Origin of the sequence: Pseudomonas sp. E45-MNA-CIBAN-0222, assembly GCF_040310405.1 — a bacterium.
Taxonomy (GTDB): domain Bacteria; phylum Pseudomonadota; class Gammaproteobacteria; order Pseudomonadales; family Pseudomonadaceae; genus Stutzerimonas; species Stutzerimonas stutzeri_AC.
The window spans coordinates 71,266-84,176 of the sequence record NZ_JBEOPU010000014.1 but is presented as its reverse complement, the minus strand read 5'-3'; the positions used below and the strand labels follow the sequence as shown (position 1 = coordinate 84,176).

Genomic DNA, 12,911 nt, shown 5'->3' with positions numbered 1-12,911 from the left:
GTGATCAGGTAACATCGCTCAGGTCCAAGCCAAAAGCGCTGTATCCATGGAACTCATCCGCCAACATATCGAAACCCGCGTACTGAGCCTAACTGGCCTTGCGATCGGCGGGGTGGACTATGAGAGCCCGCCGGGCGACCCCGGCCTGTTCGGCCCCGACTCGGTCTGCTGGCGCGTGCATGGCGACTTCACTTCGATGATGGTCGGCGGAATATCCGCGCTGCTCCTGCAGGCACTGCATCCGCTGGCGCTGGCCGGCGTTTGGGATCACTCGAACTTCCGTGACGACCTGCTCGGCCGACTGCGCCGCACAGGGCAGTTCATTGCGGCGACGACCTTCGGCAGCCATGCCGATGCCGACCGGCTGATCGAGCGGGTCCGGAGAATTCACTCCGGAGTGACTGGCACGGCGCCAGACGGCCGGGCCTATGCCGCGTCCGATCCGGACCTGCTGACCTGGGTTCACGTCGCCGAAGTCAGCAGCTTCCTCAAGTCACACCTGCGCTATCTCAACCCGGCACTTTCCGCTGCCGACCAGGATCGCTATTACGCAGAAGTCGCGCTGATCGCCGAGCGCCTGGGCGCCCGTGAAGTGCCACGCTCGCGTGTAGAGATCGAGGCATATTTCGAACGCGTCCGCCCGCAGTTGCACAGTGACGAGCGCGCGCTGGAGATTCTGCAGATACTGCGCACCGCCCCCGCGCCCAGCAGACTGCTGAGACCGTTCGGCACGCTGATGCTGCACGCTGGCGTAGAACTGATGCCCGATTGGGCTACCGTCATGTTCGGCTTAACCCTGAGCGAGGCCCGCCGCCAGCTCATCCGGACGGGTGTACGCAATATCGCACCAGTGCTGCGCTGGGCCGTGCGTAACGCCTCGGTACACCGTGCGCGGCGGCGTATGGGCCTGCCGTCACGCTAGCGTCGACCGACCGCTGAAGCGTTTCTTGTTAAACTGCGCGCCCTTCTCTATTTCGAGTCGCCGCGCATGGCATCTCTAGACCAGGCGCTGCGCGCCGCCTTCGACTCACGACGCGAGTTGCTCGACGAACTGCAGCAACAGGGCACGGATTGCTATCGCTTATTCCACGGCAGCCAGGAGGGTGCGGCCGGCTTGACCGTTGATCGTTACGGTCCGCAGTTGATGGTGCAGAGCTTTCACCAGTCGCTCGATGCGCAATCGCTGCAAACTATCCATGACGAGGCCATCAGCTTTATCGGCCAGCGGCTGCAGCTCATCTACAACGATCGCTCGCAGAGCAACTCGCGTATCGACCGCAGCGCTGCGGGACATCAGCCAGACGATGCCGCACTCGAGGATCAGATCGGCCATGAGTGGGGGCTGCGCTACCGCGTACGCGCGCGTCACTCCGGCCAGGATCCGCTGCTTTTCCTCGACCTGCGCAACGCCCGCGGCTGGGTCAAGCAACACAGCGCCGGCAAGTCGGTGCTCAACCTGTTTTCCTACACCTGCGGCGTCGGGTTATGCGCTGCGGCGGGCGGCGCGCAGGAAGTCTGGAACGTCGATTTTGCCGAGCGCAATTTGGCGGTGGGTCGGGAAAACGGCGAACTCAACCCATCGCTGCCGCCAATGCAATTCGTTCACTCCGATTACTTCCCAGCCATTCGCCAACTGGCCGGCCTACCGGTGAGCGCACGTCGTGGCCGAACGTTGCCGGCGTACCCACGCTTGGCGCAGCGTCAGTTCGATCTGGTGCTGCTCGATCCACCCGCCTGGGCGCGCAGCGCCTTCGGCACGGTGGACCTGCTGCGTGACTATCAGAGCCTACTCAAGCCAGCACTACTGGCCACTGCTGAGGGCGGGGTGCTGATCTGCTGCAACAACCTGGCAAAAGTGTCGATGCAGGACTGGCGTACTCAGGTGCTGCGCTGCGCCGAGAAGGCCGGCAGAGCGGTGCGCGAATGGCAGACACTGGCGCCTGCCGCGGATTTCCCCTCCCACGACGGGCTGCCACCGCTCAAGATTCTGATTCTCCAGCTCTGAACGCCTCGCCCATATCGCTCGACTCGGGGAACCGCAAACCCATGCCATACTCCAAGGCACCCATCCGCCAGGAATACATCCGGCCATGCCCAATGGAATGAAGCGTGCGTTCACCGGTGTCACGCTCGCATTAATCTGCTACAGCCTGCTTGGCTTTTTGATCCTGCCCGGTGTTGCGCAGCGCATCGCCAATCAGCAACTGGCTGCCTACGCGACCGTGCCGGCCAGCCTGGAACGCATCGAGCTCAACCCCTTCAGCCTTGAGCTCGCTCTGTACAACCTGCACATAGGTGAACAGGACGATCGCCAGCTGGCTTTGGAAAAGCTATACCTCGACCTGCAATGGGCTAGCCTCTGGCAGCGCACGCTGCACCTTGCCAGCGTGGAGCTGGTCGCGCCGCATACCGAGGTGCGCATAGCCGAAGACGGCACGCTCAACCTTAGTCAGCTGTTCGAAGTGCCCGAATCAGAAGCACCAGCCGGTGAGGAGCGGGATATTTTTCCGCTGCGTATCGATCGTCTGCAGCTGGAGCGCGGATACCTCAGCTTTCAGGACCAGCGCCCCAGCGAGGCGATAACGCTGGTCTACGATTCGCTCGATTTCGAACTGCATAATCTGGCCACCCGGGCCGACGGCCACGCCGAGGCTCGTCTCACAGCCAGCGGCCAGAGTGGCGGACGTATCGACTGGCAAGGCACCTTCAGCCTGCAGCCGCTGGCATCCCAGGGCCAGCTGCAAGTCAGCAAACTCCAGTTGAAGGACTTCTGGCCTTACGTGCGCGACGCTGCTCCACTGGCTCTTAAGGAAGGCAGCGTCGAGCTCAGTACCGCTTATCGTCTGGACCTCAGCGAAGGATTGGCGCTCACGCTGGAGAATGCCGTCCTAGCACTACAATCGCTGGCGCTCGACGCCGCCGACGGGCGCCCGCTGGTTCGCCTGGAGCGTCTCGAACTGAGCGAAACCGCAGTGGATCTGGCTAAGCAAAAAGTCATCATCGGCAAGCTGCGCAGTCGCGACCTGGAGACCTGGGCCGCCCGCGAGGCCGATGGAGAGCTGGACTGGCAAAAGCTGTTTACCTCAACGAATGACAACGCGGACTCCCCGGCAGATGCCCAGCGAACCGAGTCACAGACGACGCAGAGCCCCCCTTGGCAGGTGCTGCTGCGCGACGCACAACTGCGCGACTATCAGGCCCACCTCGTCGATCGCGTCCCTGAAGAGGAAGTTGCGCTGAAACTAGGCCCACTGAACCTGGACATCAGCGACTTCGATAGCCTGGGCGCTAGCCCCTTCGCCCTCAAGCTGGATACAGGCGTAGGCAGGCAGGGCGCCCTCCGGGCAGCTGGTCAGCTGCAGCTGAGCCCGGTAAGCGGCAAGCTGGCCGTATCCATGAGCGACATCGACCTGCGGCTGGCTCAGGCCTATCTGAGCCCGCTGGTGCATTTGGAACTGCGCAGCGGCATGCTGGCCAGCGAACTTGAGGTTGATTTGCAGAGCGCCGAACCCCTGGCGTTTAGCGTGCGCGGAGCGATCGACGCCACGCAACTGCATACCCTCGATACGATTAACAATCGTGACTTCGTCAAATGGCAGCGGCTACAGCTCAGTGGGCTTGATTACCAGCACCCGAAGAGCCTGGACATCGAGCGGATCGATCTGAGCCAACCCTACGCCCGCTTCATCATCAACCCAGACCTGACCACCAACATCAATGATCTGCTGGTTGATCGCAGCGAGCCTGCAGATGGAAGCGCGCAGGTGCAACCAAGTGCATCGGAACCGCTCGCTATTCACATTGGCGGCATCGCTATCGCCAATGGCTCGGCGAACTTCGCCGACTTCAGTCTGCGTCCTCCGTTCGTCACAGCCGTCCAATCGCTGAACGGCAAGATCGGTACGCTCGACAATCGGGCGCAAAAGGCTGCCTCGGTGGATATCGCGGGCAAGGTTGATCAGTACGCGCCGGTCAGCATCAAAGGCAGCCTGACACCGTTCGACCCGCTGCAGAGCCTTGATATCGCTACGAGCTTTCGCCAGGTCGAATTGACCACCCTCACCCCTTATTCCGGCAAGTTCGCCGGATACCGCATCCGCAAGGGTCGCCTGAACCTAGATTTGCACTACCGAATTCAACAAGGCCAACTGAACGCGCAAAACAAGGTTGTACTGGAACAGCTGCAGCTTGGCGAAAAAGTCGACAGCCCTGATGCGGTAGACCTGCCAATACGGCTGGCGGTGGCGTTGCTCAAGGACACCAAAGGCACTATTTCGATTGAGCTGCCCGTGCAGGGCAATCTGAACGATCCGCAGTTCAGCGTCATGCCGATCGTCTGGCAGACACTACGTAACCTGGTAGTGCGCGCCGCCCAGGCACCATTCAAGTTCATTGCGGGCTTGGCCGGCGGTGACGATAGCGACCTCAGCCACATCGGGTTCGAACCGGCTAGTAGCACGCTGGACGCCGAAGCGCGCAAGGTTCTCGACACCCTCGCATCAGCATTGAAACAGCGTCCAGGCCTGCGCCTGGAAGTGGAAGGGATGAGTGCCGGTGCTATTGATGGGCCGCTCTTGGCCGAACAGCGTTTGCAGCAGGAATACCGCGAAACGCAGTACCGGATCCTGCAGCGTCGAGGCGACAAGGTGCCTGCCGATCCCTCGCTGATACGCATCGAGACAGAGGACGAAGCGCCGCTGCTGGAGGGCATCTACCGCAGCCGACTCAGCCATCAGCCGCCATCCGCATGGGCCGAACTGGATGCCGAACAACGTACCCAGCAGATGCGTCAGGCAGTGCTCGAGTCCTGGGCGGACAATGCAGCACTACTGCGTCGGCTCAGCCGTGATCGCGCCGCGGCGATAAAGGGCTATCTGGTCGAGGCCGGACTGGATTCCGAGCGGGTCTATCTATTGGACACCGGCACCGCAGAACAGCCGAGCGATGGCAAGGTAGCCACTGCACTGCACCTAGGGAGTGACTGATGGAAATGATGAAATACCTCGTCGCCGGCGTGTTGCTGGCAACCATTACCAACGCTCAGGCCGACACCATGCGCTGCGGTAGTCAGCTGGTCACCACGGGTGACCGCACCTTCGAGGTCGAACGCAAATGCGGAACACCGGGACATCGCGATCTGGTGGGCTACACCCTAAGCCGCAACGACCGGCAAGAGTTCGCGCTGGAAGAATGGGTCTATGGGCCGCGCAATGGCATGCTCAGCATCCTCACCTTCGAAGGCAACCGTCTGGTTCGTATCGAAACCCGCCGGGCCAATTGAACACCTGGAGTCAGCTGATGAATCAACGCGTATCCGCCCTACTGCTCTGCCTGTCGCTAGGCACTCTGCACGCCGAGGCATCGTCTACCTATCGCTGTAACAGCCGCCTGGTGAGCCTGGATGCATCCACCGCGGAGGTACGCAGCAAATGCGGAGATCCGGCCAGCAGCGCTATGGTCGGCTACAAGGAGATCGTCGACGATTACGGATACCGCCAGGAGGTGCCAGTCGAGGAATGGATCTATGGGCCAAACAACGGCATGCTGCATTTCCTGCGCTTCGAGGGCAATCGGCTCCGGCAAATCGACAGCCAGCGAGGTAATTAGCCGCACGAAAAACCCCGCCATCGGCGGGGTTTTTTTATTCGCTCACCCACCACTCAATGGCGGGAAAGAGGTATTACTCGGCGGCTTTCAGGCCGTCCGCAGCCACATCACGCACGCCTTTGATGCCTTTGGCTTTGCTGATGGCGACTTCTTTCTCTGCTTCGGTAGCTACGGTGCCGGACAGCGAAACAACGCCATCCTTGGTCTCTACTTCGATATCCATGCCAGGAGTTGCGTCCTCGGCCAGCAGGGTGGACTTCACCTTGGTGGTGATCCAAGTATCGGATACGGCATCACCAGCATCGTCCATAGTGTTAGCGGCCAACATGACGGTGTCAGTCTTGTCGATGGCAGGGGTGTTATCTGCCAGGGCTGCACCGGCGAACGGCAGGCTGAGGGCAGCGGCAATGGCGGCGGCAGTAAGGGTCTGAGTAGTCTTCATAGATGTCACTCCTGTTCTCGTGATTTCTGGGGCATGACTCCGGCCTCAGATGCACAGATAACATCGCAAGCGTTATGCCAACTTGATTATAATTTTTTTTTCTTTAAATACAGCCACTTACAAAACCAACCAACTGCTCTTGACTTGCACAATGCAAGTTTCCCCTCAGGATTGCGTGCATCTTGCAACCTTCAGCGCCTTCGCTGACCGGAGGATGAGGCAAACAAAAAGGGCCCTAAGGCCCTTTCTGTACACCAAGCACGTCGTTTCAGACGCCAGAAGCCTCTGCCGCAGCCACGTCCTTGATGGAGAGCTTGATACGGCCGCGGTTGTCCACGTCCAGTACCAGCACTTTCACTTCCTGACCTTCCTTCAGTACGTCGGTGACTTTCTCGACACGCTGGTCGCTCAGCATCGAGATATGCACCAGGCCATCCTTGCCAGGCAGGATGTTGACGAAGGCACCGAAGTCAACGATGCGCTCGACCTTACCGACGTAGATCTTGCCGATTTCGGCTTCAGCTGTGATGCCCAGAACGCGCTGACGCGCCGCCTCGGCCGCTTCCTTGGTTTCGCCGAAGATCTTGATCGAGCCGTCGTCTTCGATGTCGATCGAAGCCTTGGTCTCTTCGCAGATGGAACGAATGGTGGCGCCACCCTTGCCGATCACGTCGCGAATCTTGTCCTGATCAATCTTCATCGCGATCATGGTCGGTGCGTTGGCCGACAGCTCGCTGCGCGACTGGGAGATGACCTGGTTCATCTGGCCGAGGATGTTCAGGCGCGCTTCCAGCGCCTGCTCGAGCGCCTGCTCCATGATCTCTTCGGTGATGCCCTGGATCTTGATATCCATCTGCAGTGCAGTAACGCCTTTGGCGGTACCGGCGACCTTGAAGTCCATGTCGCCAAGGTGATCTTCGTCGCCAAGGATGTCGGTCAGAACGGCGAACTTCTCGCCTTCTTTAACCAGACCCATCGCAATACCGGCCACCGGTGCCTTCATCGGCACACCAGCGTCCATCAGCGCCAGGGAAGCACCGCAAACGGAAGCCATGGAGCTCGAACCGTTGGATTCGGTGATTTCCGAAACTACGCGGATGGTGTACGGGAACTCATCGGCACTCGGCAGCATGGCTGCAACGGAGCGGCGAGCCAGACGGCCGTGACCGATCTCGCGACGACCAGTTGCGCCCATGCGACCACACTCGCCCACCGAGTACGGCGGAAAGTTGTAGTGCAGCATGAAGGGGTCTTTCTTCTCGCCTTCCAGGGTGTCGAGCAGCTGCGCGTCGCGGGCGGTACCGAGGGTAGCAACCACCAGAGCCTGGGTTTCGCCACGGGTGAACAGCGCCGAACCGTGAGTCTTGTCCAGTACACCGACCTCGATGTTCAGGCCGCGCACAGTACGAGTGTCACGACCATCAATACGCGGCTTGCCGTTGACGATGTTCTCGCGCACGGTGCGGTATTCGATCTCGCCAAAAGCTTCTTTGACTTCGCTGGCAGAAGGCTGGCCTTCCTCACCGGAGAACTTGGCAACCACCTGGTCTTTCAGCTCGCCCAGACGCGCGTAGCGGTCCTGCTTGATGATGATGGTGTAAGCCTGGGAAATCGCCTCGCCGAACTCGCTGCGGATAGCATCGAGCAGCGAGGTGTTTTCCGCTTTCGGCTGCCAGTCCCAACGCGGCTTGGCGGCTTCGGCAGCCAGCTCGGTCACGGCCTGGATCACGGCTTGGAATTCGTCGTGGGCGAACAGCACAGCGCCCAGCATCTGGTCTTCGGTCAGCTCTTTGGCTTCCGACTCAACCATCAGCACGGCGTCTTTGGTACCGGCTACAACCATGTCCAGGCTGGAAGCCTTGAGCTGCTCGTAGTTCGGGTTCAACAGGTAGCCTGTTTCCGGGTGGAAAGCGACGCGAGCGGCGCCGATCGGGCCGTTGAACGGAATGCCGGAAATCGCCAGCGCAGCCGAGGTACCGATCATCGCAGCGATGTCCGGGTCGGTCTTCTTGCTGGTGGAAACCACGGTGCAGATGACCTGGACTTCGTTCTGGAAGCCTTCTGGGAACAGCGGACGGATCGGACGATCGATCAGCCGCGAGGTCAAGGTTTCTTTCTCGCTCGGGCGCGCTTCACGCTTGAAGAAACCACCAGGGATCTTGCCGGCTGCGTAGGTTTTTTCCTGGTAGTGCACGGACAGCGGGAAAAAGCCTTTGCTTGGGTCAGCAGTCTTGGCGCCAGTGACGGCGACCAGCACGGTGACGTCGTCGTCAACGGTGACCAGCACCGCGCCGCTGGCTTGACGGGCGATACGGCCCGTTTCGAGGGTAACGGTCGATTGACCGAACTGGAACTTCTTGATTACCGGGTTCACGGTTCTTCCTTCTCTTTGTTGCCTTTGGGGAAATTGGCAGAACGCTCGGGAGTCGGCCCGAAACCTCCTGCAAGAAAGCCAAAAGCTGGAAGACCGAAGCTGTAAGCGAGAGATATCTCTGCTTTCAACTTCAGGCTTCCAGCTTCCAGCTTCCGGCTTCCAGCTCGGGTACGTCTTAGCGACGCAGACCCAGACGACCGATCAAGGTGCTGTAACGAGTGGTGTCCTTACCCTTCAGGTAGTCCAGCAGCTTGCGGCGCTGGTTAACCATACGGATCAGACCACGACGAGAGTGGTGGTCTTTGCCGTTGGCCTTGAAGTGGCCTTGCAGCTTGTTGATGTTGGCGGTCAGCAGGGCTACCTGCACTTCCGGAGAACCGGTATCGCCTTCAGCTTGCTTGTACTCGTTAACGATCTGGGCTTTTTCTTCAACGCTCAGTGCCATGATAGGGCTCCTTGAGTGAACAGGCCGGGAATCATCCCGTGTTTAATAAAGAGAAATGACCGTGCCTGCTGACAGCCACCCTCTGACGCACCGCGCGAACGCGTTGCGCTACGGTCATTCCGACCGAATTAGTCGACGCGGCGCGATCCGCCCGTCTTCGCTCACTTCACCGATACCGATGAAGCGACCATTGTTATCCTGCACGCGCACCATGCCAAACTTGGGCGCTTCCGGCGCCCGCACCGGCTGTCCATGCAGCCAGTAATAGGCACTGTGCTCGGAGAGCTGCAACAGCGGCCAATGTTCCAGACCACTATCGACCGGCTGCAAGAGATCATCCAACGCCTCGGAGCCGCCTTCGCCGTGCAACCGCTCCAGTGTTTCGAGCGTCACCGTCTGCGACAACACGAAGGGGCCGGCCTGCGTCCTCCGCAGCTCTGCCACATGCGCACCACAACCTAGCAACAGGCCGATGTCCTCAACCAGCGTGCGAATATAAGTGCCCTTGCTGCATGCCACAGCAAGTCGCGCCTTATCACCGTCGATCTCGAGCAACTCCAAGCGCGCAATATTAACAGAACGCGGCTCGCGCTCCACCACCTCTCCGGCACGCGCCAGTTTGTATAGCGGCTGGCCGTCGCGCTTAAGAGCCGAATACATCGGCGGGACCTGTTGGATATCGCCGCGAAACTGGGGCAGGAGCGCTTCTAGCTGCTCACGCGTAACAGCTACCGGCTTGCGCTCCAGCACTTCGCCTTCGGCGTCAGCGGTGGTTGTAGTAACGCCCAACTGCATGACCGTTTCATAGGCCTTGTCAGCGTCCAACAGGTACTGAGAGAACTTGGTGGCTTCGCCGAAGCACAGCGGCAATACTCCAGTGGCTAGCGGATCGAGACTTCCGGTGTGCCCCGCCTTCTCTGCATTGAGCAGCCAGCGGACCTTCTGCAGCGCCGCATTGGACGTAAACCCGCGCGGCTTGTCGAGCAGGATGATGCCATCGACGTTACGGCGTACACGCTTGACCTGTGCCACGTTTATTCTCCGCGCTCATCACTGTGCTTGCGATCTTCAGCAACTGCGCGCTCGATCAGCGAGCTCAGCTCGACACCGCGACGGATACTGGCGTCGTAGTTGAAATGCAGTTGCGGAACAGTACGCAGCTTCATGCTCTTGCCGAGCTGCATGCGCAGGAAGCCTGCAGCATCGTTAAGGATGCGCAGGTTGCCCTTGACCGCTTCCTGATCGTCGTCCTGCCCCATGATCGTGATGAAGATCTTCGCGTGGGACAGATCACGACTGACGTCGACTGCGGTGATGGTGACCAGACCCAGACGCGGATCCTTGATCTCGCGCTGAATGAGCAGCGCCAGTTCGCGCTGCATCTGATCGCCGATACGCTGGGTACGACTGAATTCTTTGGCCATAAATTTCTACCCGATTAAAAGCCGAAAGCTGGAAGCTCGAAGCAGCAACCGCACCCAGGCGGTCACCGACTCCTTGCTCCCAGCTTTCAGATTGACGCTTGCTTACAGCGAACGCGCCACTTCGACCTTCTCGAACACTTCGATCTTGTCGCCGACCTTGACGTCGTTGTAGCTCTTCACGCCGATACCGCATTCCATGCCAGCGCGTACTTCTGCAACGTCATCCTTGAAGCGACGCAGCGATTCCAGCTCGCCTTCGAAGATGACGACATCGTCGCGCAGTACGCGGATCGGACGATTGCGGTGGACCATACCCTCGGTAACCATGCAACCAGCGATCGCGCCGAACTTCGGCGAGCGGAACACGTCACGGACCTCGGCGATACCGAGAATATTCTCCCGGACGTCACTGCCGAGCATACCGGTGAGCGCCTTCTTCACGTCCTCGATAATGTCGTAGATGACGTTGTAGTAGCGCATGTCCAAGCCTTCGGCCTCGACGATCTTGCGGGCACCGGCGTCGGCGCGAACGTTGAAGCCGAACAGCACCGCATTGGAAGCCAATGCAAGGTTGGCATCGGATTCGGTGATACCACCCACACCGCCACCGACCACGCGCACCTGGACTTCATCGTTGCCCAGACTGTTGAGCGAACCTTGCAGCGCTTCGAGCGAGCCACGCACATCGGACTTGAGGACGATATTGAGTGTCTTCTTCTCGTCCTGGCCCATGGTTTCGAAGATGTTTTCCAGCTTGCCGGCATGCGCGCGAGCCAGTTTCACTTCGCGGAACTTGCCCTGACGGAACATGGCAACTTCGCGGGCCTTCTTCTCGTCAGCTACGACGGTCAGGTCGTCACCGGCCTCAGGCGTACCATCTAGACCGAGAATCTCAACCGGAATCGACGGGCCAGCTTGCTTAACCGGCTTGCCATTCTCATCGAGCATGGCGCGTACGCGGCCGAAATTGACACCGCACAGAACCATATCGCCCTGGCGCAGCGTGCCGTCTTGAACCAGCACGGTGGCGACCGGACCACGGCCCTTGTCCAGGCGCGACTCGACCACCACACCACGACCAGGGGCCGAAGGAATCGCCTTGAGCTCAAGAATCTCGGCCTGGAGCAGAACGGCCTCAAGCAGCTCATCGACACCGGTACCCATCTTGGCCGAAACCGGAATGAACGGTGTATCGCCACCCCACTCCTCCGGAATCACATCGAGGGCACCGAGGCCATTCTTGATGTTGTCCGGGTTAGCATCCGGCTTGTCGATCTTGTTCACCGCAACCACGATCGGAACGCCAGCTGCCTTTGCATGCTGGACCGCTTCCTGGGTCTGCGGCATTACACCATCGTCCGCAGCCACTACCAGAATCACGATGTCGGTGGCCTTGGCGCCGCGAGCACGCATGGCGGTAAACGCCGCGTGACCCGGGGTGTCAAGGAACGTAACCATGCCCCGTTCGGTTTCGACATGATAGGCACCGATGTGCTGGGTAATACCGCCAGCCTCACCGACCGCTACCTTGGCGCGACGAATGTAGTCGAGCAGCGAAGTCTTACCATGGTCGACGTGGCCCATGACGGTCACTACCGGCGCACGGGAAACGTACTCGCCCTCAAACTTCAGCAGCTCGGCCAGTTGTTCTTCTAGCGCGTTGTCGCTGACCAGCTTGACCTTGTGGCCGAGCTCCTCAGCTACCAGCTGTGCGGTTTCGCGATCCAACACCTGATTGATGGTGGCTGGCGAGCCCATCTTGAACATGAACTTGATGACTTCGGCCGCTTTCACCGACATCTGCTGGGCCAGTTCGGCAACAGTGATGGTCTCGCCGATCGAAACTTCGCGCACGACAGGTCCTGTAGGGCTCTGGAACCCATGCTGATTACGCTTCTTGAGCTTGGACTTGCCTCGACCGCCGCGACGGAAGCCATCGGCCTCGTCATCGCCGCTGCGCACGGTGCGTGCCAGCGGCGCCTTGGTCTTGAGCGACGGACGATGCTGCGCATGCTTGCGATCACGACGCTCGTCGTCATCACTACGCGGCTTCTCGACACGACGCGGCTCTTCCTTCTTGCGATCCGGAGCAGGAGCCACAGGCTCGACTGCGACCGGCGCAGGCTCTGCGATCACGGCCGCTTCAGCAGCTGCGGGGGCAGGCGCGTCGGACTTGGCGGACTCTGCCTGACGACGAGCCTCTTCCTCGGCACGCTCGCGTGCTTCTTGCTCGGCCTTCAGGCGCAGCGCTTCTTCCGCAGCACGCTGTTCTTCGAGCTCACGACGCTGCTCGGCCTCGATTTCCTCGGCGCTACGCTTGACGAAGGTTTTCTTCTTGCGCACTTCGACGCTGATGGTTTTGCTGCCACCAACTTTCAGCTTGGTAGTGGTTTTGCGCTGCAAGGTAATCTTGCGCGGCTCATCCACTTTTGCCCCATGACTGCTTTTCAAATGGGCCAGCAGGGCTTGTTTCTCACTATCGGTCACTACTTGCTCGGCGCTGGTGTGCGACAGTCCTGCCTCACGCATCTGCTGAAGCAGTCGTTCGACCGGTGTGGCGACCACTTGGGCCAGTTCTTTCACCGTGACTTCCGTCATGCATTTCTCTCCTCAGGCCGC

General features: G+C 60.1%; 11 protein-coding genes. 5 read left to right on the top strand and 6 right to left on the bottom strand.

What is annotated here, in order from left to right; genetic code table 11:
- The first annotated feature begins 46 nt into the window (after positions 1 to 46).
- The 5 genes from AAEZ08_RS19125 (at position 47) to AAEZ08_RS19105 (ending at position 5,607) form a co-directional block, all read left to right on the top strand.
- Positions 47 to 922: an oxygenase MpaB family protein gene (locus tag AAEZ08_RS19125; RefSeq protein ID WP_003280906.1), complete on the top strand. Its 876-nt coding sequence runs from the start codon at positions 47 to 49 to the stop codon at positions 920 to 922.
- Between the two features lie 66 nt (positions 923 to 988).
- The gene (locus tag AAEZ08_RS19120; RefSeq protein WP_483031685.1) at positions 989 to 2,005 is read left to right on the top strand and encodes a class I SAM-dependent rRNA methyltransferase; all 1,017 of its coding nucleotides are present in this window, start codon (positions 989 to 991) and stop codon (positions 2,003 to 2,005) included.
- Positions 2,006 to 2,090: 85 nt separating this feature from the next.
- Positions 2,091 to 4,985, top strand: coding sequence for a DUF748 domain-containing protein (locus AAEZ08_RS19115; RefSeq protein ID WP_500124933.1), 2,895 nt, complete (start codon positions 2,091 to 2,093; stop codon positions 4,983 to 4,985).
- Complete coding sequence (locus AAEZ08_RS19110; RefSeq protein ID WP_003280901.1) at positions 4,985 to 5,281, top strand: DUF2845 domain-containing protein; 297 nt, start codon at positions 4,985 to 4,987, stop codon at positions 5,279 to 5,281. The genes AAEZ08_RS19115 and AAEZ08_RS19110 overlap by 1 nt, the downstream gene beginning before the upstream one ends.
- Before the next feature lie 17 nt (positions 5,282 to 5,298).
- The gene (locus AAEZ08_RS19105) at positions 5,299 to 5,607 is read left to right on the top strand and encodes a DUF2845 domain-containing protein (RefSeq protein ID WP_003280899.1); all 309 of its coding nucleotides are present in this window, start codon (positions 5,299 to 5,301) and stop codon (positions 5,605 to 5,607) included.
- A 73-nt stretch (positions 5,608 to 5,680) separates the two neighbouring features.
- Here AAEZ08_RS19105 and AAEZ08_RS19100 read toward each other — a convergent pair whose 3' ends face one another.
- The 6 genes from AAEZ08_RS19100 to infB all read right to left on the bottom strand — a co-directional run bounded on the left by AAEZ08_RS19100 (position 5,681) and on the right by infB (position 12,890).
- Positions 5,681 to 6,049, bottom strand: a complete 369-nt coding sequence (locus tag AAEZ08_RS19100) for a BON domain-containing protein (protein ID WP_003280898.1) — start codon at positions 6,047 to 6,049, stop codon at positions 5,681 to 5,683.
- 268 nt (positions 6,050 to 6,317) lie between these two features.
- The gene (gene pnp, locus AAEZ08_RS19095; RefSeq protein ID WP_003280897.1) at positions 6,318 to 8,423 is read right to left on the bottom strand and encodes a polyribonucleotide nucleotidyltransferase; all 2,106 of its coding nucleotides are present in this window, start codon (positions 8,421 to 8,423) and stop codon (positions 6,318 to 6,320) included.
- Between the two features lie 175 nt (positions 8,424 to 8,598).
- The gene (gene rpsO / locus AAEZ08_RS19090; RefSeq protein WP_003280896.1) at positions 8,599 to 8,868 is read right to left on the bottom strand and encodes a 30S ribosomal protein S15; all 270 of its coding nucleotides are present in this window, start codon (positions 8,866 to 8,868) and stop codon (positions 8,599 to 8,601) included.
- A gap of 114 nt (positions 8,869 to 8,982) precedes the next feature.
- Complete coding sequence (gene truB, locus AAEZ08_RS19085; RefSeq protein ID WP_003280895.1) at positions 8,983 to 9,900, bottom strand: tRNA pseudouridine(55) synthase TruB; 918 nt, start codon at positions 9,898 to 9,900, stop codon at positions 8,983 to 8,985.
- A 2-nt stretch (positions 9,901 to 9,902) separates the two neighbouring features.
- Positions 9,903 to 10,292 (bottom strand): 30S ribosome-binding factor RbfA, encoded by a 390-nt coding sequence (rbfA, locus tag AAEZ08_RS19080; protein ID WP_003280893.1) that lies wholly within the window; start codon positions 10,290 to 10,292, stop codon positions 9,903 to 9,905.
- Between the two features lie 102 nt (positions 10,293 to 10,394).
- Entirely contained in the window at positions 10,395 to 12,890 is a 2,496-nt protein-coding gene (infB, locus tag AAEZ08_RS19075; RefSeq protein ID WP_003280892.1) for a translation initiation factor IF-2, read from the bottom strand.
- Positions 12,891 to 12,911: the final 21 nt, after the last annotated feature.